This is a genomic window from Streptomyces lanatus (genome assembly GCF_014655715.1).
Classification (GTDB): Bacteria; Actinomycetota; Actinomycetes; order Streptomycetales; family Streptomycetaceae; genus Streptomyces; species Streptomyces lanatus.
In genome coordinates this window covers 361,670-381,540 of record NZ_BNBM01000001.1, presented here as the reverse complement: position 1 = coordinate 381,540, position 19,871 = coordinate 361,670, and the positions used below count along the sequence as shown (strand labels likewise).

Here is a 19,871-nt window from a genome sequence, read left to right as displayed (position 1 = left end):
ACACCCGCGCCCCTCGATCATTCCAGGCACAACCACAAGGAGGGCAGCGTGAACCGGCTGCAACGAGCACTCGACGCTCTGGTCGAGCGGATCGACACCCCCGCGCCGATCGTGCTGGTCGACGTCATGCAGGGCAACATCGACCGCGTTCAGGGCTTCGCCGACCAGCGCAACCTCAAGGTCAGGCCGCACGTCAAGACGCACAAGTGTGTGGAGATCGGGCGACGCCAGATCGAGGCCGGCGCGGTCGGGATCACCGCGGGAAACGTCGGTGAGGCCGAGGTCTTCGCCGCGGCCGGGTTCGACGACATCTTCCTCGCCTACCCGATCTGGGCCGCTGGAACGAAGCGAGCCCGGATCCGCCGGCTGGCCGAGTCCGCCCGGCTGCGGGTCGGCGTCGACACCGTCGCGGGGATCGAGGCCCTCGCCGACGCGATGGGCGACGAACCGGACCGGCTGCAGGTCGTGATCGAGGTCGACTGCGGCGCGCGTCGTTCCGGGGCGCCGCCCGAGGCTGCGGGCGATCTCGCGCTCGCCGCCCGCAAGCGCGGTCTGGTACCGGTGGGCGTCTTCACCTATCCAGGTCACGGCGGCGCCGGTCGCGACGCTCGCCACCGCGCCGCGCAGGACCAGGAGGCCGCGCTCACCACCGCGGTACGCAGCCTCGAAGGCGTCGGGGTCACCGCAGAGGTGGTCAGCGCCGGCTCCACTCCCACCCTAGAGTTCTCCACCAGCGGCGTGATCACCGAGATCCGTCCCGGCGAGTACGTCTTCGGCGATCTGAACAACGTCCGGCTGGGCTCCTGTACGGAGGACCAGATCGCGTTGTTCGTTGCCGGGACCGTGGTCAGTGACTGGGTCCCCGGCCAGGTCATCGTCGATGTGGGCAACAAGGCCCTCAGCAAAGAAGGCAGCCCCGAGATCGGCTACGGCGGCATCGCCGGCACGAAGGCGGTCCTGTCCAAGGTCAACGAGTACCACGGGTTCGTCCCGCTGCCGGACGGCGAGTTCCGCCCCAGCGTCGGCAGCGTCGTACCGGTGGTGCCGAACCACGTGTGCCCGGTCGTCCTCGGTTTCGAGGAACTGATCGTCACCGACAGCACGGGCACGTCCCTGCAGCGGTGGCCGGTCGACGCCCGCGGATTCCTCAACTGACCGGCACGGGACGAGATTTTCGTGGCCGAGCCCGCAACCCGACCTACCTCCCCCGTAAAGGAGCGCCTTACATGAGACTCAACAACGTCGCGGCCCTGGTGACCGGCGCCAGCAGTGGCATCGGGGAGGCGGTGAGTTCCCACTTCCGGCGCGAGGGCGCGCGGCTGCTGCTCACCGGCCGCAGGGAGCGGCTCGACAGCGCTGAGCCCGACGACCTGTATGTTCCTGGAGACCTCAATGACGAGGCGTTCGTCGAGCGCCTGGCCAAGCAGGCCGCCGAGTCCTTCGGCACCGTCGATGTCGTCGTCCTCAACCACGGCCTGCAGGCCAGCAGTCCGCTGACCGAGATGGCCTACGACGACGCGAAGAACGTGCTCGAGAGCAACCTGCTCAGCGCGTTCCTGGTGATGAAGCACTTCGCGCCGCTGATGCCCGAGGGCGGCGGCTCGTTCGTCTGCGTCGGTTCACGGCTCGGCATGGTCGGCAAGCCCGGGGAGGTTCTGTACTCCGCCGCCAAGGGAGGCCTCATCATGCTCGCCAAGGGCGCGGCGATCGAATGGGCTGCGCGCAACATCCGCGTCAACGTCGTTGCTCCCGGTCTGACCGCCACCCCGATCATCGAAGCGGTGATCCAGCGAAGCCCCGACCCCGAGGCCTACCGCCGCGAGCGCGAGAGCCAGATCCCGCTCCAGCGCCTCGCCACCCCCGAAGAGGTCGCCGACGCGGTGCTCTTCTTCGCATCGTCGGAGTCGTCGTACGTGACCGGATCGGTCCTGACCGTCGACGGCGGGTACACCGCTTTCTGACCACCCTGCTGGGCATCATCTCCAGCAATGGGCTGATCGACCTGCTCTCCGTCTCGCCTTCTGCCTCGGGCGATCGCCGATCGCGGCATGAACGGTCGAGCACGCGTCGAGCGCGTCCCCCATTCGCCGCACTCGAACGGTGCCACCCACAGGGCGCCCGTGCCGACAACAGCATCCGAGCCCCCGGCCACCCCGGCACCAGCCGCGACGCGTCGCGGGCCTCCGCACGCCGCGAACGGGTCACGCCCACGAATGCGTGCCAGACGCCGCTCGGCAACGGCTCATCGACCGTGGCCGCGGCTACCAACCTCTCCAGCTCAAGAAGGAAAGACATGTCGCTCCTGAAGGCCATCGACACCCATCCCTCCTTCGCGCCGCGCGAGTCCGGCCCGCTCCCGGAACGCCTGGTTTCCGGCAACCCCGCCTTCAAGACCTGGGCCCAGGACGTCGCCCGCGGGGAGTCGATCCATACGGGCGTCTGGGAAGCGACACCCGGCGAGATGCGCTCGATCAAGGGCGAGACCTTCGAGTTCTGCCACATCCTCTCCGGCATCGTCGAACTCACGCCGGAAGGTGGTGAGCCGGTGATCTACAAGGCCGGCGACAGCTTCGTCATGAAGCCGGGCTACGTCGGCGTCTGGAAGACCATCGAAACCGTGCGCAAGATCTACGTGACCGTGATGTGACGCCGATGCCGCGCGACCCGATCGTGTTCGGGATCTCTCGCGAAGCTACCTGCTGAGCAACGTCACCCGGGGCAGATGGACCGCCCGGCACGTCCCTCAACCGCAGGCCCCGCTCTGCCTCACCCTGACGAAGGCCTTCATACTGCGGCTCTGGTGAAAACCGCCGCCACCCTGCCGGTCACCGCCTGCGACGGCTCCGGCTTCCCCACCGCCACTCACCCGGTCTTCTGGCCGGCGTCGCCCCGACACAGGTCGTCGGGGACTTCGATCCACGGCGAACACGCGCCCAAAGCGGCGGCCGACAACGCAAGCGGGTCATGCTTCCGTCCGCGTTCGTCGCCCTGCACGATCCCCCGCCGCACCTGCGAGGTAAAGCCCCGCACAGCTGGTCCCATGCATCCCCGTATGAGGAGAATTGCCATGAGTGATCCCCAGATCGGCCGTAGAGCGCTCCTGCGTGGAGCAGGCGGCCTCGCCGCCCTCGCCGCTCTTCCCTCCCTCGCCGCCTGCGGCACCGGCACCAGCCGTGTGTCGTCCGGTGGTGGCAAGGGCGGGAAGACGGTGGTCGTCCGTGACAGCGGCGGTTCCTACGGCGCGGCGCTGCAGAAGGCGATCTACACGCCGTTCACGCAGGAGACGGGCATCGAGGTGAAGGTGCTGAACCTGGACGACGCTCCGCTGCTGGCGCAGATCAAGCAGGGTCGCCCGCAGTGTGACCTCATCAACAACTCGATGATGTCGCACACGAAGTACGTCAAGCAGGGCGCGCTGGAGGCGCTGGACCTGGACCGGGTCAAGAGCGTCAAGAGCGCGAAGATCCCCGAGGCCCAGATCACTGAGTATGCCGTCGGCCACGCCTTCTACGGCCAGTGCATCGGGTACCGCACGGATGCTTTCGGGGGTAAGAAGCCGGAGTCGTGGGCGGACTTCTGGGACACCAAGGCGTTCCAGGGCGGCCGTTCGATGGTCAGTCCGGACGGTGACCTGCCCGAGTTGGAGTTCGCGCTGCTGGCCGACGGTGTCCCGATGGACAAGCTGTATCCGCTGGATGTGGACCGTGCTTTCAAGGTGCTGACCCGGCTGCGGGGTGACATCAAGAAGTTCTGGGACAGCGGCCCGCTCCCCGGCGTGCTCCTCAGCCGGCAGGAAGTGACGATGTCCACCGTCTGGGACGGCCGGCTCGCCGACCTGCAGAAGCAGGGCGTCCCGGTGGAGCGGCAGCTCAACGGTACGCGCCGCCAGTTCTCGGGCTATGCCATCGCCAAGGGCGCGGCCAACGCGGACAACGCCTACAAGCTGATGGACTTCTCGCTGCGTGCGGAGAGCCAGGCCAACCTGGTCAAGTTCTTCCCGTCGAACCCGTCGTCCCCGCTGGCCTACGCCAAGCTCACGGACGACGAGCGCAACGCGTCCGCGGGTGCGCCCAAGTACTACGACAAGGGCTTCGACGCCGATGTCGACTGGTGGCTGAAGAACGAATCGGCCGTCACCAAGCGTTGGTTGGAGTGGGCTCGTGGCTGATTTCGGTATCGCCGCACCGTCGGTGAAGGTGGCCGACGGCAAGCCGGCCACTGCGACCGGCAAGTCGCTGTCGGTGGTCGCGTTGCGTAAGACGTACGGGGATGTCGTCGCTGTCGACGAGGCGTCGATGGAGATCGCGGCGGGGGAGTTCGTCACCTTCCTCGGTTCCTCGGGGTCGGGAAAGACCACGACGTTGATGATGATCGCCGGGTTCTGCGAGCCGGACTCCGGCACGATCACCGTCGGCGGCCGTGACGTCACCCGGCTGGCGCCGCAGAAGCGGGGTCTTGGTTTCGTCTTTCAGCAGTACCTGCTGTTCCCGCACATGACGGTCGCCGAGAATGTCGCCTTCCCGCTCACGCTGCGCGGGGTGGCGAAGGCCGAGATTCGCCGCCGGGTGGGGGAGACGCTGGAGATCGCGGGCCTGTCCGGGTTCGGTGGCCGTAAGCCGCGTGAGCTGTCCGGTGGTCAGCAGCAGCGTGTGGCGTTGTGCCGGGCGCTGGTCTACCGGCCGCCGGTGATCCTCATGGACGAGCCGCTCGGTGCCCTGGACAAGAAGCTGCGTGATCAGCTCCAGGTCGAGATCAAGAGCATCCAGCAGGAGCTCGGCCTGACGGTCATCTATGTGACGCATGATCAGGAAGAGGCGCTGGTGATGTCGGATCGCATCGCGGTGATGCGCAACGGCCTGATCGAGCAGTTCGACACCCCCGTGAGTTGTTCGAGCGGCCGAAGACCCCCTTCGTGGCGGACTTTCTCGGCGCGGCCAACTTCCTGCCCGGCCGCATCGACAAGCACGACGGCGAGCACACCCTGGTCCGCCTCGACGAGTCCGGTGGCCTGCTGAAGGCGCGCCGTCACCAGCTGCCCTCCGGCGCCCAGGTGAAGGTGGCTGTGCAGCCGGGCCGGTTGCGGGCCTGCGCCACCGACGACGGCTTCTGTACCGGCACGGTGGAGACCGCCACGTACGTGGGCACCCTGGTCCGCGCCGGCGTGCGGATCGACGGCGGTCAGGCGCCGCTGCTGCGTCTGGAGGTACCGGCCGGCCGAAGCCCCGTGGCGGGCGAGCGGGTCGGGATCACCGTCGATGCGGACGACGTCAACCTCTTCCCGACCGAACAGGGCGAGTGAGCCATGGCCGCCCTCACCGCCACCACCCCCGCCCGCCCGCGCAAGCTCCTGGCCTCCCGCAAAACCCGCGTAGGGATCCTGTACGCGCTGCCAGTTGTGGTCTATCTGCTGGTGCTGTTCGTCTACCCGATCTTCTCCACGCTGCTGCTCAGCCTGAAGGACGCCGACGGCTCGTTCACCCTGCACTGGTACGCCGACGCACTCACCGGCGTGAACCTCTCCGTGCTGTTCACCACGCTGCGGATCTCCGCCGAGACGGCCGCGCTGAGCCTGGTGTTCGGGTTCGTCCTGGCCCAGGCGATCTCCCGGCTCAAGCCCATCCTTGCGGGACTTGCGATGCTGGTCGTGGTAGTGCCGCACTTCGTCAGCGCCCTGGTACGTACCTACGGCTGGATCATCATGCTCGGTGACAAGGGCCTGGTGAACGAGAGCCTCACCAGCCTGTCGGTCCCCGGAGCGCCGTTTCAGCTGCTCTACAACGAGTTGGGTGTGGTAATCGGCACCACCTCGATGATGCTCCCGTACACGGTGCTGCTCCTGTACGGGGTGATGCGCGGTGTGGACCGCCGCCTGCTGGCGGCCGCGGCCAGCATGGGCGCAGGCAAGGTGACCATCTTCCGCCGCATCTATCTGCCGCTGGTCGCCCCCGGCCTGGCCAGTGCCGGACTGCTCAGCTTCATCCTCTCGCTGGGCTACTACATCACCCCGGCCCTGATGGGCGGACCGAACCAGACGATGATCGCCACCCTCATCAACCAGCAGGTGACCAAGGAGAACCAGTGGAACGGGGCGGCCGCGCAGGGCGTCATCCTGCTGGTCCTCACCCTCGCCGGACTGCTCCTGGTCAAGGCCGTGACCTCGCTGGGCGCCAGCCGTAGGAAGAGGAGCGCCACATGATGGAGCTGCGCAAGTCCCTCACCGGACGCATCGCCCTCACCGCGGTCGCCACGGTGATCCTGCTCTTCCTCGCGCTGCCGATCGTGGTCATCCTCGTCACCTCGTTCAGCAACAACGCCTTCGCCTCCTTCCCCCCGGAGGCGTGGACGCTGAACTGGTACAAGGCCCTGTTCGCCGGCGGCAGCAAATGGCCGGCCGCGCTGTCATTGAGCGCCCTGGTCGCCGCCCTGAGCACCGTGTTCTCTCTGATCATCGGGGTGACCGCGGCGACCGCGCTGGTCCGCAGCGAACTCCCGCTGCGCTCGGCGGTCTTCGCCCTGGTCCTCGGCCCCCTGGTCATCCCCCAGATCGTCACCGCACTCGGCCTGTTCCTCCTCTTCGAACCCGCCGCGATGCTGGGCAGCCCCATCGCCATCGCCCTCGGACACACGGTGCTGGCCTCCCCGATCGCGGTACTGATCCTGATCGCGACCCTGCGCGGCATCGACGAACGGCTGGAGGACGCCGCGGCGAGCATGGGCGCCGGCCGGCTGACGATCGCCCGGCGCATCACCTTCCCGCTGGCGGCGCCGGGCATGATCGCGGCGGCGATCTTCTCCTTCATCACCAGCTTCGACGAGTTCTACATCTCCCAGTTCCTCTCCTCCGTCGACACCGTCACCCTCCCCGTCCAGGTCTACAACTCCCTCACCTTCGAGATCGACCCCAGCGTCACCGCCGTCAGCGCCATCCTCATCGCCTTCGCCATCCTCGCCCTCGGCCTCGTCGCCCTCGTGCGCTGGCTCGGCTCCGGACGCCAGGACTCCCTGCTGTCGGTCGAGAACACGGTCGGAGTCGCCAACCCGGGAGGCGACGCCGTATGACCACCCACCGATCGTGCTCTCAACACACCATCCTGCGATCAGCGAAAGAGCCACGCGCATGACTGACACGCTCACCGCTCCCTCAGGGGAGTCGGCACTCCTCGAATCCGTCCCCCGCGGCTTCCTCGCCCACGACTGGCAACCCGCCACCGGCGGTCGCACCTTCGAGGTGCGCAACCCCGCAACCGAGGAAGTCATAGCCACCGTCGCCGACTGCGGCGCACAAGACGCGCTCAAAGCGCTGGACGCAGTGGCCGCGGCCGCCGACCAGTGGGCCCTCACCAGCCCGCGGGAACGCGCAACCGTCCTGCACCGGCTCACCGACTCACTGCTCGAACACCGTGAGCGTCTGGCCCGGATCATCACCCTGGAGATCGGCAAGACGATCACGGAAGCCCGGGGCGAGGTCGACTACGCCGCGGCCTATTTCCGCTGGTACGCCGAGGAAGCGGTCCGCCCCCACGCACGCAGCACCCCCTCACCCGACGGCAAGAGTCACATCGTCACCGTCGCCGAACCGGTCGGCCCCTGCCTGCTGATCACCCCGTGGAACGTGCCCTTGGCCATGGCCGCCCGCAAGGTCGCCGCCGCCCTGGCCGCCGGCTGCACCGCCGTGCTCAAACCGGCCGCGCTGACGCCCCTGTCCTCCCTGGTCCTGGGCGAGCTGGCGCGTGAGGCCGGTGCGCCCGCGGGAGTGCTGACCGTGATCACCAGCAGCGACGCAGCAGCGGTCACCCACGGCTCTGCTGGCCGACCCCCGGCTGCGCAAGCTGTCCTTCACCGGGTCAACCCCGGTCGGCAGGCTGCTGCTTCAGCAGAGTGGTGCCCGGGTGCTGCGCACCTCGATGGAGCTGGGCGGCAACGCGCCGTTCCTGGTCTTCGACGACGCCGACCTCGACCTCGCGGTCCGCGAAGCGATGATCGCGAAGATGCGGCTGGGCGGCCAGTCCTGTGTCGGCGCCAACCGGTTCCTGGTCCAGGAGGGAATCGCCGACGCGTTCGCTGCCGCGATGGGCGAACAGATGGCCGCCATCCGGGTGGGTCCCCCGGACCGTGAGGACACCGGCCTCGGCCCGCTGGCCGACCACCGTGCGGTGGACAAGGTCCGCCACCTCGTCGAGGACGCCGTGGCCCGTGGTGCCGTCGTCGCCGGCACGGCGGACATCCCTGACGGGCCGGGCCACTACGCTGCCCCCACCGTGCTGGACCACGTCCCCGCCGACGCCGCGATCATGCACGAGGAAGTCTTCGGCCCCGTCGCCGCCATCCACCGGTTCTCCACCGAGGCCGAGGCCATAGCGGTGGCCAACAACACCGAGCACGGCCTCGCGTCGTACGTGATGACGTCGCACATCGACTGCGCCCGCCGGGTCGCCGCCCGTTTGCAGGCCGGCATGGTCGGCATCAACCGCGGCCTGGTCTCCGAGGTCGCGGCACCCTTCGGCGGGGTCAAGCAGTCCGGCCTGGGCCGCGAGGGCGGGCCCGAGGGCCTCCACGAGTACCAGCAGCTCAAGTACCTGTCCATGCCCGGCTTCAACACCTGAGCAAGCCGACACGAGCGGCAGGGCTCGCCCGCGTCCTGGCCGGGCAACGCAGTGACCGGAGTGGTGATCAGTTCCGCGACGGCCACGAGCGGCGCGACCAAGTCCGCCCGGGTGGCCGCCAGTCTCCGGCGGCGGCCATGATGTCGCCGGCCTGGCCGCCCAGACGGATCTTCGACACGTTAAGCAGCCACGACTGCCCGGTGGGGAGCCTCGGTTCTTCCCCGCCGGGCTGACCTCTTGTCGGCGTACACATGAACCTGCACAGCCACGCCCGGCGTCCAGAGGCTCGACACACGCGTTGAGCCGCCGGCTCTGATCCCGGCCGGGCACATCCTGAGCTTGATCAGCAACCGGCACGCACCATGCTCCGCAGGAACCCATGGCACCCGCGATCCGCGTGCCGTAGGGGCTGCCATCTCCACGGACTTTGTGAAGGAGACGGTCGACCGTGGACGCCATCGACGAGAAGATCATCGCCGAGCTGACCCGTAACGCCCGCATCTCGCACTCGGAGCTGGCCGGCAAGGTGCTGCTGTCCCGCAATGCGGTGCGCCAGCGCATCGAACGGCTGGAGCGCCGGGGTCACATCGCCGGCTACACCATCGTCCGCGCGGGCGACGACACCGGCAATGTCGTCTCGGCGCTCGTACTCGTCCACCGTCAGGACCGCATGCGTGGCGGTGATGTCCTGGCCGCGCTCAAACGCATCCCCGAGGTTGTCATCTGCGAGATCCTCAGCGGCGACTTCGACATCATGGTGCGCCTGGAGGCCGCCTCGCTGGAACGCGTACGAGTCATCTGGCAGGACATCGCCCAGATGCCCGGCGTACGGGACACGGTCACCGCGCTCACCCTGTCCAGCGTCGTCAACCGCCCGCGAGGAGAACGGAATACAACGCCACCGGGGTGAGCAGCGTCATCGCCTCTTCCGCGGCTCGACGAAGTGTTGTGGGTCGGCTCCCCAGGTCTGGCTGCCGCCCTGGCCCGAAGGTGCGCACGCGCTACGGACAGCGCTGCGTCACCGCCCGCCCTGCCGCCGGCCCGACGTCCACTGATCGTGGTCGGCGGCACCAACCCTGCGACCCGGCGGCAGTTGGCCGAGCTGCACACCAGGGTGGACGTCCAGGGTGTCACCGTCAGCGTCGATCCGGCCCCGGCTGTGGAGACGCTGCGCGGCATGACGGCCCCCATCCTCACCCTGCAGACACCCGATGAACGCCACACGCCACAGACCGCACAGGAACTCGCCCGTTCTCAGGCCGCAGTCGTACAGGCGCTGGCCGAGGACCACACGGTCGACGCACTCGTCATCACCGGGGGAGAAACGGCCACCACGGTGCTCCAGCCCCTTGGCGCCACCGGCATCGACCTGCTCGACGAACCCGAACCCGGCGTCGTCCGCGGATCCCTGACCGGCCGACTCCCCCTTCCCGTGGTGGTCAAGGCAGGCGGCTTCGGCGACGACGCCCTGCTCCTGCGCCTGTGCCACCTCGTCCGACATCGAGGTCGACCCCGACACCCTCGCCCAGCTCCACACCCGCATCAAAAACATGGGCGCCACCACCTACCTCGAAGTCGTCAGCACCCACCGGGACCAGGCACTTGCCTCGGTACGGACGGCCACCGAACTCGGCGTCGACTGGCTGATGGGCGGCACCTGGATCGAGGAGACCCTCCACCTCCTGCACGGCACATCCATCGGCTACCTGCCCTTCGCCGGAGAACCCGTGGGGCACCCCACACGCCTCGCCGGTGACCCGGGCCGCATCGCCGATGACTGCCGACGAGCGGAGGCCGCGGGCTGCGCCGGCGTCGACCTCCTCGCGTACCGCGCCACCGATGCCGACCCTCTCGACCTGGTCCGCGCCGCCCGCGCCGCCACCACCGGCCGTCTGGTCGTCGCCGGCTCGATCACCAACACCGGCCAGATACAGGCGCTCGCATCAGCCGGAGCCGACGCCTTCACCATCGGATCCGCCGCCTTCGACGGCTCCCTGCAGCCCCTCGCCGGCACCCTCCGGTCCCAACTGGCCCCAGTGGTGGGTCGGTAGCGTGAGCCGCCCCCGGGAACCAGAAGCAAGGTGGCGCGGAGCGCCCGGTGCGTGGGGGAGCGGTCACCGCTTCGCCGTCCGGGATGAAGGGGCATCCGCCAGTGCACGAAGACCGGGCAAGGTCACGAGCGAGGTGAGGTCGGGTCGCGCGGCCATCCGCTGGGCCTCTTGACTCGCCCCTGAGCCACTGTCATCCTCTGTGCCAGATAATAGCATGGCGTGCCACATTGTGGCACAAGATGAGGCGCGCCCCCTCCGAGTCGCCACAAAGCCTCCTCATGCTCGGGGCCCAGCTTGCGGCCCGGTGATACGAAAGGAAAGTCCTGTGTCAGCTGCGAGGAAGCGCGTCGCGGTGGTCGGCGTGGGAACGATGGGCAGCCAGGCCGCCTGGCGGCTGGCCACCCGGGGTGCCGAGGTCGTCGGCTACGACCGGTTCGCGCCCGGTCACGACCGCAGCGCCGCAGGCGGTGAGACCCGGGTCTTCCGCAGCGTGCAGACCCACGACGGCCGCTATGTGCCGCTCGTCCGGCACGCCGACGCCCTCTGGAAGCAGTTGCAGGCGGAGACCGGGCGGGAACTGCGCCGTCTGACGGGAGCCCTGGTCATGGGGCCGGCCGACGACCCCGAGATACGTACCGTCATGGACGGCATCGCCGAACACGGCCTCGACCACGAGGTGATCGACACCGAGGCGATGACGAAGCGTTTCCCACAGTTCCGCGTCGATGAAGGCGACTTGGTGGTCCTCGACTCCCACGCGGGCTTTGTCCGCCCCGAGCTGACGGTCCAGACCGCGGCCCGGCGTGCCGAGGAGCTGGGCGCCCGGATCCGCCGCTACACGCCGGTGCGGGAAGTCACTCCCGTCGCCGGGGGAGGTGTGGAGATCCGCACCGACACCGACACCGAGCGTTTCGACGCCGCGGTCGTCACTCCCGGCCCCTGGGTGGGCGATCTGCTGCCCGACCTACCGTGGGAAGTGAGCGTCTACCGTGCGATCAGCGCCTGGTTCCTGCCCCACGAGGACCACCCGACGGACGCGGAGCGTCCCGCCTTCGTCCGCTGCGGCGACATCCCCTTCTACGGCATCCCGTCCCCGGACGGCCTTGCCGTCAAGCTCGGCCTGCCCCAGCCCCACCACAAGCCCGTGGAGGACCCGAACCGCCTGAACCGGACCGTCGCACCGGAGGAGCTGGAGGCCTTCACCACGGCGGTGCGACGCCACCTGCCCGGCCTGAACCCCGATCCGGTACGCCTGTCCGTCTTCATGGAGGGCTACACCGACAGCACCCGCCCGCTGGTCGGCCCTCTGCCGGGCTGCGACGACATCGTCCTGCTGGCCGGCTTCTCCGGCCAGGGCTTCAAGATCTCGCCCGCCATGGGGGACATCGCCGCGGACCTCGCCCTGGAGGGCCGTACCTCCCAGCCGATCGACTTCATCACCACAAACGGCCGCACCGCGGCCTGAGTCCGAACGAGGTAAGCCATGACCCTGACCATCGGCGCGCTGCGGGCCGGGCCCGGCCGGAAGACCCGCGGGGTTCTGCCCGCCGACCTCGGCCCCACGACGGCGGAGGTTCCCCTGATCCTCGTCAACGGCTCCCGCCCCGGTCCCAGGGTCGTGATCACCGGTGGTGTCCACGGCGGCGAGTTCATCGGCGTCGACGCCGCCACTCGCCTGGCCGGGCTGCTGGAACCGGACGATGTCGCCGGCCAGGTGGTGATCTGCCCCGTGGCAAATCCCCCGGCCGTGTACGGGGGCAGGCTCAACATCTCCCCGCTGGACGGCGTCAACATCAACCGCGTCTTCCCCGGCGACAAGGACGGCGGCCCCACCGACCGGATGGCGGCCTGGCTGTTCGAGCACCTGATCGACGGTGCCCACGCCTACGTGGACCTGCACAGCGGCGGCATCGACCAGCGTCTGCTCGACTTCGTCGGCTACCGCCTGACCGGCGACGACGAACTGGACGCGAAGAACAGGGGAATGGCCCACGCGGTCGGATACGAGCGGGTCATCTTCGGCACCAGCCCGGACGGCGGCAACAGCCACGCCGCGGCGAACCGGCAGGGCGTCCCCGCGATCCTCGTCGAGACCGGAAAGCTCGGCGACCGCGACCCCGTCACCGTGCGCAGGCTCCTCGACGCCCTGTACCGGATCCTGCACCACCTCGGTGTCATCGAGGCGCCGCAGGACCTCGCACCGGTGACCGTACCGCCACGCGACTGGATCTGGACGGGCGAGGTCGAATCTCCGGCCGCAGGCCTCTGGTACCCCGACGCGGTCACCGGTGACGAGGTGACCGAGGGGCAGACCATCGGCCGCATCATCGACCCGATCGACGGCGCCGAACACAAGGTCTCCGCCGTCTCCACCGGAACGATCATCTACAACATGAATGGGCTGACCGTGCGCCCCGGCACGCACCTCGCCGCCATCGCTGCCCCGCACCACTGACGGGCCGCATGCCCGCCCACGTCGGTGCGCCCAACCACTGCGACAAGGGCTTCGACACGGACATCGACTGGTGGCTGAGGAACGAAGCGGCCGTCCCCAACGCTGGTTGGAGTGGACTCGCGGCTCAACTCGGTGTCGCCACACCTTCCGTCAAGGTGGCCGACGTCAAGCCGGCCACGGCGACAGGCACAGCGCAAGAAGCTCCGCGACAAGCCTGGTCCCGCTTCGACCGGAGCGGCGGCCTGCTGAAGGCCCGCCGACACGGCCTCGCCTCCAGCACCCGGTCTCGCCGGAGACCCATGCCGTGGGGGTTTGCGACCTTGACCGATTCGCGAAGGAGACGGTTCGCTGTGGACGCCATCGACGAGAAGATCATCGCCGAGCTGACCCGCAACGCCCGTATCTCGCACTCGGAGCTGGCCGGCAAGGTGCTGCTGTCCCGCAATGCGGTGCGCCAGCGCATCGAACGGCTGGAGCGCCAGGGCCGCATCGCCGGCTACACCATCGTCCGCGCGGGCGACGACACCGGCGATGTGGTCTCCGCACTCGTACTCGTGTACCGCCAGGACCGCATGCGTGGCGGCGACGTCCTGGCCGCGCTCAAGCGCATCCCGGAGGTCGTCATCTGCGAGATCCTCAGCGGTGACTTCGACATCATGGTGCGCCTGGAGGCGGCCTCGCTGGAACGTGTACGGAGCATCTGGGAGGAGATTGCCAAGATGCCCGGCGTGCGGGACACGGTCACCGCACTCACCCTGTCCAGCGTCGTCAACCGCTCGCGAGGAGAACGGAATACAACGCCACCGGGGTGAGCAGCGTCATCGCCTCTTCCCTCTCCAGCAGCCCGCCCTGCACCACGAGGTCCACGTGACGGGCCGGGTGCTCCTCGTTGGCGGTGATCGCGAGGTCGAGTCGGACGGCTTTGCGCAGTTCAGCGCCGGTTCCGTTGAAGGTATCGGGCGCAGCGGGTGTGGCGCCATCGCTGAGTCGCGCGATGGCAGCCTCAGCTCCGTACGGCCTCTTGCTGACAGTGATCGTCTGTGCTGCGGAGGTCCGGTGCTGAGTGCGACGCCGAGCCGTCCGCGCAGGCCCGGCTGCGGGACGCGCGCCCTCGCGGCGGCACGCGGCTCGTATCCCCGAAGCCGGGTTGCGGTGCCCAATGACGGGGCCGATCACGGGTACGCTGCCGACGCTCGCCGCATGGCGGAAGCCGGCTCGCGGGTCAGCCGGAGCGGGGATGAGCCAGGTCATGCCATAGCGGAGCCATCCGGTCGCGGATGGCGTTACCTCATGCGCGGCGATCTCATTGGTTGAGAATTCACCTACCGAGTAGATCAAGTAAGGCTCGCCTAAGTATAGTGACCGAGCCCCCATTGCCCACCTCTGGCGCGCAGGGGCTCAAACCACCCTCTCTCGCATGACAGGACCTCCCATGCGTACGACCCCCCGTGGCGTCTTCGTGGCTCTCGCCCTCACTCCGCTGCTCGCGGGCTGTTTCGTGTCCGGCGCAGAAGGATCCGGTTCGGATACGGAAGGCGGGTCGGCCGGTCGGCTGAGGGTCGCGCTCGCCCGGCCGCCGGTGCAGGCACTGTCCCCGTACAGCGACGACGCCACCTTGCTGGGCAAGCTCTCCGTCGTCGAAGGACTCACCGCCCTGGACAAGAACGGCGCCGCAGCCCCCGCGCTGGCGAAGTCCTGGAAGCAGACCAACCCCACGACCTGGACCTTCGAGCTGCGCAAGGCCACCTTCCAGGACGGCACGCCGGTCACCGCCGAGTCCGTGGTCAACGCCCTCGACCACGCGGACGCCGCAACGCCCAAGCCCCGCGTCCTCAGCGACGTCACCCTCACCGCGAAGGCCGACGACGCCGACACGGTCACCATCAGCACCAAGGCCGCCGACCCGGTGCTCCCGCTGCGCCTGGCCAGCCCGGTGCTGGCCATCCTCTCCGCCAAGGCGTACGGCAAGGACGGCACGGTCAGCCCGATCGGCACCGGAACCGGCCCCTTCAAGGTCATGAAGCTCACCGGCAAGTCCAAGGCCGCGCTCGACCGTTACGACGGTTACTGGGGCGGCAAGGCCAAGGCGCCCGGCATCGACGTCACCTGGATAGCCGACGGCATCGCCCGCGCCAACGCCCTGCGCGGCGGCGACGTGGACATCGCCGAGTGGATCCCCACCTCCCAGGCCAAGCTGCTGGACGCGGACACCCGTCACGAAGTGCCCTCCGTACGGACCGACAGCCTCATCCTCAACACCGGCAACGGCATCTTCACCGACCCCGCGCTGCGCGCGGCGGCCAGTGAGGCAGCGGACGGCTCCGCGCTCGTCGACTCGATCTTCAGCGGCTACGCCGACCCCGCGCAGGGCCTGTTCGGACCCGCCGTGTCCTGGGCGGCCGACAAGCGTGTCGAGGTCACCGGCCGGGCCAAGGCCGCGACACCCGCGCAGGTCAGGTCCAAGACGAAGGGCAAGGTTCTGCGCCTGGCCGCCTTCACCAACCGCGCGGAGTTGCCCGAGGCCGCCTCCGTGCTGCAGCAGCAGCTCGAGAAGGCCGGGTTCACCGTGAAGCAGGACGTCCGCGAGTACACGCAGATGGAGGCCGACCTCCTCGCCGGCAAGTACGACGCCCTCGTCATGTCCCGGGTGGTGCTCCTCGACACCGGCGACGCGGTCGCCTACCTGGCGAGCGATTACAAGAGCGACGGCGTGTACAACATCGCCCGTCTGAAGGACACCAAGGTGGACCAGGCCATCAAGTCCGCCGCCGAGGAAGGCGACACGACGAAGCGGCAGCAGAAGATCATGGCCGCCGAGGCGCAGATCCTGCGCACCGACGCCGTCGTCCCACTCGTCCACGAGAAGGTCGTCCAGGGCATCGCCGCGAACGTCGAGGGCGTGCTCCTCGACCCTCGCGAGCGCTCCCTGATCGACGTCGACACCCACCTGAAGTAGCGGCCGATGAGCGTCATGTCGGCCGGTACCGAGGCCCGCCCGTCCCGGTGGCGCGCGGGCCTCGGCCGCCTCACTGCCGGGGCCGCGCTGCTGACGGCCGTGGCCATGCTGCCCTGGCTGTCCGGCAACGACCCCGCCCTTACGGTCCTGCGGGCCCGTTCCGCCGACCAGGATCCGACTCCGGAGCAGCTGGCTGCGGTGCGGGAGCAACTGGGTCTGGACGAGGGACCGTTCACGCACCTTCTGCACTGGCTGGGCGCCTTGCCGCAGGGCGACGCGGGCACCTCCTGGGTGTCAGGTGAGGCGGTGCTGCCCCAGGTGACGAGTGCCTTCGCGGTCTCCGTCACGCTGATGCTCGGGGCGCTCGTCGTCACCATCGCGGTCGCCGCTCTGGTCAGTGCCCGCACCGTGTATCTCGGCTCCCGGCGACGACTGCACCGGGGGACAGGGGCCATCGGCGTCGGCGTCCTCGCGGCGCTGCCCAAGTTCCTGCTCGCCTCACTCCTCGCCACCGTGTGCGGGGTGTGGCTGGGCTGGTTCCCGTCCAGCGGGTGGGAGGGACCGCCGTCCATGGTGCTGCCCGCGCTCGCCCTCGGGGTTCCGTCCGGCGCGATGATCGGCGGTCTGCTCGACCAGTCGCTCCCCGCTGCCTTCAACGAACCGTGGGCCCGGACCTGGCACGCCTACGGCTACGCACCCCACCACGTCGCCCGGCATGCGTTGCGCCGCGCGCTGGCCGGTGTCCTCCCGCAACTCCTGCCGACCGTCGTGGGGTTGGTCGGCGGTGCCGTCGCGGTGGAGAAGATCTTCAACATTCCCGGCCTCGGCCGCCTCGCCCTGGACGCCGCCATCGCCCAGGACCTCCCGCCCCTGCAGACCGCGACACTCGCCCTCATCCTGCTCGGCGTCGTCGCCGGCCTCCTCATCCAGGTCCTGCGTCGCGCCCTGCTCGGCCCGGCCCTGCGGGACGGAGCCCTGCCCGCCCTGCACACACCGGCCGCTGCCCGAGGGCGCTTCACCCGCTGGGCCGCCATGGCCTGCGCCCTCGCCCTGCTCACTCTCGTCACCGCCGGACTGCTCCGCGATCCCCTCCACGTGGACACCGCGGCCCGACTGCTCCCGCCCTCAGCCGCACACCCGTTGGGCACGGATGCGCTCGGCCGAGATCTGCTGGCCCGGTTGGGCCACGGGGCGCTGCGCACGGTGGGCATGGCCCTCGCGGTGACGGCGGTGTGCACCGTCATCGGGCTCCTGCTCGGCATGGCGGCACAGGTCGGCGCGGGGCTCACGGAAGTGGTGTCGACGATGCCTGCTGTCCTCGCCGGAATGCTGACCACGGCGGTGACAGGCCCCTCGGCCTCGGGTGCCGCCCTCGCGGTCTGCCTGGTCGGCTGGACCCCCTACGCCGCCCAGGCCGCGGCCCTGCTGGAACAGGAACGGGCCAGCGGCCACATGCTCGCCTCCCTCTCCTTCGGCGCCGGCCCGGGCTACCTCCTCCGCCACCACCTGCTCCCCGCCGTACTGCCCCCCGTCCTGCGCAACGCCCTCCTGCGCCTGCCCACCACCGTCCTCGTACTGGCCTCCCTCGGATTCCTCGGTCTGGGCGAACAGCCGCCCACCGCCGAGTGGGGCCGCCTCCTTTCGGAGAACCAGCCGTACGCGGAACTGGCGCCCTGGACCGTACTCGCCCCGGCCTGCGCACTCGTCCTGCTCTCCGTCCTCGCCCTCTCCGGCACGGACGCCGCGGCTGCGCGCGGCCCGGCGTCAGTCCGGGGCCGGATGTCCCGTCGGTCCCGTAGGAGAGGTGTGCAGGGGGAGGAGAAGGTCAGTGCCGGGCGAACCGCACCCCGGTCGGTTGTCTGACGCCGCCACATCGCGGTCGCAGGAAAAGGGCATCGCCCGGCACGGACCTCATTGGAGCCGCAGGACGTCGAGGGCCGTGAGTGCCACGTGCAGTTCGGTGCGCTGTTCGCCGGACTCGAGGTCGCAGTCGAGTATCCGCTCGATGGCGCGCAGTCGTTGGTAGACGGTCTCGCGGGACAGACCGCCGGAGCGGGCGGCCACCGTCTTGTTGCCTGCCGCGTCCAGGTAGTGGCGCAGGGTGGTCAGCAGGTCCGTGCCATGGCGGGCGTCGTGGTCGGCGAGTCGGCCGAGCCGGCGTTCGGCGTAGTCCTGGATCCGGGTGTCGTCGCGGAGAGCGAAGAGAAGGCGACGCAGGCCGATGTCGGATCGTTCGTGGTATGAGCGGTCCGGCGGGAGCGACTGGCCGGGCTCGGTGGCTTCGGCGACGCGGGTCGCCTCACGGAAGGAGCGGGCGACGGCAGGGAGGTCTGCCGCCTCGCTGCCCGTGCTCACCGTCGTCCCGGGAACCAGGTCGAGTGCGGTGCGGCTCAGATGCTCGACGACAGGGCGCCACGGTTGCTCGGGGCGCAGGGACAGGAGGATGCCGAGGCGGGTCGGTGCGAGGAGGCCGACGAGGGCCTGTGTTCCCTTCTTCTTCAGCTCCTCGGAGAGGAGTTCCTCGGCCTTGGTCGTGTCGTCCTCGCAGGGGACGTCTGCGAGTACGGCGATGAAGCGGGAGTCCGCCGTGGGCAGGCCCAGCGCGGCGATCCGGGCCTCGGCGTCGGCGGGCGAGCGGTGGCGCTGTTCGACGAGGTCGCGCAGCACGCCGCGGTGTGCTGCGCGTTCCCACGGCGTGGGGTGGGTGAGACGGGCGATGGTGAGGGCCATCGCGGTTCTCTCCAGAACCGTGACGGCTTCCGGACCGAACGGGCCGAAGGTCGAGTGAGCGGCCGGGCCGGGCGCGGGCGGCAGCATGGCCACCCTGCCCCAGCGTTCGCCCTGGTACTCGACGGGCGCCACGAGCCAGCCCTCGGGGCCGGAGACGGTGGTGTGGTCGGCGGGCGGTGTCGCTCGGGAGCGCTGTTCCCAGGAGGTGAGCGCCGCCTCGGCCGTGTCACCGGAAGGCTCGCAGACGAGTGCCTGGTGGACCAGGTTCTCCAGTACGACGGTGTGGCCGCTCATCTCGGCGGCGGCGCGTACGACGTCCTCGGGCCCGGCGCCGCGCAGGGTGAGGGCGGTGAACGCCTCGTGGACGCGCTGGGTCCGCCGCATCACCTCGGCCTGGTTGCCGAGGATGAACGCGTGGACGACCTGGGTGACCTCCAGGAAGTTGACGTCCTTGGCCAGGGTGACGAGGGGCAGGCCGCGGACCTCGCAGGCGTGGACCAGGGCGTCGGGCGGGCGGTGGTAGCGGCGGACCAGTTCGATGACCAGGGCCGCCGCGCCGATGTCGGCGAGTTCGTCGACGTAACGGCGCACGCCCGCCGGCTCCTCGGGCAGAGGCATCCCGGTGGTCAGGACGAGTTCGCCGCCTTTCAGGAAAGAGGCGGGGTCGGTCAGTTCGGTGATGTGGACCCAGCGGACGGGGCGGTCGAGCCGGGACAAGCCGGTGACGACCTGGGGCTGTCCGGCGGCGAGGACGGGAAGGGCCAGTACGTCGGCCACGGTGAGCGGGCGGCCGGCGGTGTTCACCTCGCGGCCCGGCACGCGGGCGTCGGGGCCGTCGGCGCCCGGCCCTGGAGCCGTGGGGTGGTTCTCGCTCACGGTGCCTCCATGGGGGGTCCCGGCTCCGGTGAAGGCACAGAGCTCGGGGAAGTGCCCCGTCACTCTGACAAGCATCGCTGACCTGCGCAAGAGCACGGAGACGGCAGCCACGAGGCGGAGGGGCGGCGTGGAGGGCCCGGCGCGCCTGACACAACGTCCGGATACCGCGTCCCGGCCGGACAGATCGCGCGTTGGCGCGG

Annotated in this window: 18 protein-coding genes and 3 pseudogenes; 19 read left to right on the top strand and 2 right to left on the bottom strand. The window is 69.7% G+C overall.

The genetic code is table 11. The annotated features are described in order from the left end of the window. Positions 1-48: 48 nt before the first annotated feature. The 17 genes and pseudogenes from IE325_RS01660 to IE325_RS01595 all read left to right on the top strand — a co-directional run bounded on the left by IE325_RS01660 (position 49) and on the right by IE325_RS01595 (position 13,921). Positions 49-1,155 carry an alanine racemase gene (locus tag IE325_RS01660; RefSeq protein WP_190067810.1) on the top strand — a complete coding sequence of 369 codons (1,107 nt, stop codon included), beginning with the start codon at positions 49-51 and terminating at the stop codon, positions 1,153-1,155. A 71-nt stretch (positions 1,156-1,226) separates the two neighbouring features. Next, positions 1,227-1,961: an SDR family NAD(P)-dependent oxidoreductase gene (locus IE325_RS01655; RefSeq protein ID WP_190067809.1), complete on the top strand. Its 735-nt coding sequence runs from the start codon at positions 1,227-1,229 to the stop codon at positions 1,959-1,961. Between the two features lie 332 nt (positions 1,962-2,293). Continuing rightward, positions 2,294-2,647, top strand: a complete 354-nt coding sequence (locus IE325_RS01650) for a cupin domain-containing protein (protein ID WP_190067808.1) — start codon at positions 2,294-2,296, stop codon at positions 2,645-2,647. 153 nt (positions 2,648-2,800) lie between these two features. Continuing rightward, a pseudogene (locus IE325_RS45915) lies at positions 2,801-3,000 on the top strand (IS110 family transposase); the annotation flags it as partial. A gap of 67 nt (positions 3,001-3,067) precedes the next feature. Next, the gene (locus IE325_RS01645; RefSeq protein ID WP_190067807.1) at positions 3,068-4,168 is read left to right on the top strand and encodes an ABC transporter substrate-binding protein; all 1,101 of its coding nucleotides are present in this window, start codon (positions 3,068-3,070) and stop codon (positions 4,166-4,168) included. Beyond that, positions 4,161-5,015: an ABC transporter ATP-binding protein gene (locus tag IE325_RS01640; RefSeq protein ID WP_373315069.1), complete on the top strand. Its 855-nt coding sequence runs from the start codon at positions 4,161-4,163 to the stop codon at positions 5,013-5,015. The genes IE325_RS01645 and IE325_RS01640 overlap by 8 nt, the downstream gene beginning before the upstream one ends. Beyond that, positions 4,913-5,299, top strand: coding sequence for a TOBE domain-containing protein (locus IE325_RS46950; protein ID WP_373315068.1), 387 nt, complete (start codon positions 4,913-4,915; stop codon positions 5,297-5,299). The genes IE325_RS01640 and IE325_RS46950 overlap by 103 nt, the downstream gene beginning before the upstream one ends. A 3-nt stretch (positions 5,300-5,302) precedes the next feature. After that, complete coding sequence (locus IE325_RS01635) at positions 5,303-6,196, top strand: ABC transporter permease (RefSeq protein WP_190067806.1); 894 nt, start codon at positions 5,303-5,305, stop codon at positions 6,194-6,196. After that, positions 6,193-7,059 (top strand): ABC transporter permease, encoded by an 867-nt coding sequence (locus IE325_RS01630; protein ID WP_190067805.1) that lies wholly within the window; start codon positions 6,193-6,195, stop codon positions 7,057-7,059. The genes IE325_RS01635 and IE325_RS01630 overlap by 4 nt, the downstream gene beginning before the upstream one ends. A gap of 58 nt (positions 7,060-7,117) precedes the next feature. Continuing rightward, positions 7,118-7,726, top strand: a pseudogene (locus tag IE325_RS46605) (aldehyde dehydrogenase family protein); the annotation flags it as partial. A 76-nt stretch (positions 7,727-7,802) separates the two neighbouring features. Next, positions 7,803-8,603 (top strand): aldehyde dehydrogenase family protein, encoded by an 801-nt coding sequence (locus tag IE325_RS46600; protein WP_308437622.1) that lies wholly within the window; start codon positions 7,803-7,805, stop codon positions 8,601-8,603. 448 nt (positions 8,604-9,051) lie between these two features. Further along, positions 9,052-9,513 carry an Lrp/AsnC family transcriptional regulator gene (locus IE325_RS01620; RefSeq protein ID WP_190067804.1) on the top strand — a complete coding sequence of 154 codons (462 nt, stop codon included), beginning with the start codon at positions 9,052-9,054 and terminating at the stop codon, positions 9,511-9,513. Between the two features lie 33 nt (positions 9,514-9,546). Next, positions 9,547-10,017: pseudogene (locus tag IE325_RS46945) on the top strand (nucleotide-binding domain containing protein); the annotation flags it as partial. Positions 10,018-10,153: 136 nt separating this feature from the next. After that, entirely contained in the window at positions 10,154-10,654 is a 501-nt protein-coding gene (locus tag IE325_RS01610; RefSeq protein WP_190067803.1) for a HisA/HisF-related TIM barrel protein, read from the top strand. 325 nt (positions 10,655-10,979) lie between these two features. Then, complete coding sequence (solA, locus tag IE325_RS01605; protein ID WP_229911611.1) at positions 10,980-12,119, top strand: N-methyl-L-tryptophan oxidase; 1,140 nt, start codon at positions 10,980-10,982, stop codon at positions 12,117-12,119. A gap of 18 nt (positions 12,120-12,137) precedes the next feature. Continuing rightward, positions 12,138-13,109, top strand: coding sequence for a succinylglutamate desuccinylase/aspartoacylase family protein (locus IE325_RS01600; protein ID WP_190067802.1), 972 nt, complete (start codon positions 12,138-12,140; stop codon positions 13,107-13,109). 350 nt (positions 13,110-13,459) lie between these two features. Then, positions 13,460-13,921, top strand: a complete 462-nt coding sequence (locus IE325_RS01595; protein ID WP_229911610.1) for an Lrp/AsnC family transcriptional regulator — start codon at positions 13,460-13,462, stop codon at positions 13,919-13,921. Here the strand turns inward: IE325_RS01595 and IE325_RS01590 are convergent. Further along, positions 13,878-14,447 carry a hypothetical protein gene (locus IE325_RS01590; protein ID WP_190067801.1) on the bottom strand — a complete coding sequence of 190 codons (570 nt, stop codon included), beginning with the start codon at positions 14,445-14,447 and terminating at the stop codon, positions 13,878-13,880. The genes IE325_RS01595 and IE325_RS01590 overlap by 44 nt on opposite strands. Positions 14,448-14,541: 94 nt before the next feature. Here IE325_RS01590 and IE325_RS01585 point away from each other — a divergent pair, with 94 nt between their 5' ends. Both IE325_RS01585 and IE325_RS01580 read left to right on the top strand, forming a co-directional pair. Next, positions 14,542-16,065, top strand: a complete 1,524-nt coding sequence (locus IE325_RS01585; protein ID WP_190067800.1) for an ABC transporter substrate-binding protein — start codon at positions 14,542-14,544, stop codon at positions 16,063-16,065. Positions 16,066-16,071: 6 nt separating this feature from the next. Next, complete coding sequence (locus IE325_RS01580; protein WP_190067799.1) at positions 16,072-17,928, top strand: ABC transporter permease subunit; 1,857 nt, start codon at positions 16,072-16,074, stop codon at positions 17,926-17,928. Between the two features lie 48 nt (positions 17,929-17,976). Here IE325_RS01580 and IE325_RS01575 read toward each other — a convergent pair whose 3' ends face one another. Beyond that, positions 17,977-19,671, bottom strand: a complete 1,695-nt coding sequence (locus IE325_RS01575; protein WP_373315067.1) for a PucR family transcriptional regulator — start codon at positions 19,669-19,671, stop codon at positions 17,977-17,979. Positions 19,672-19,871: the final 200 nt, after the last annotated feature.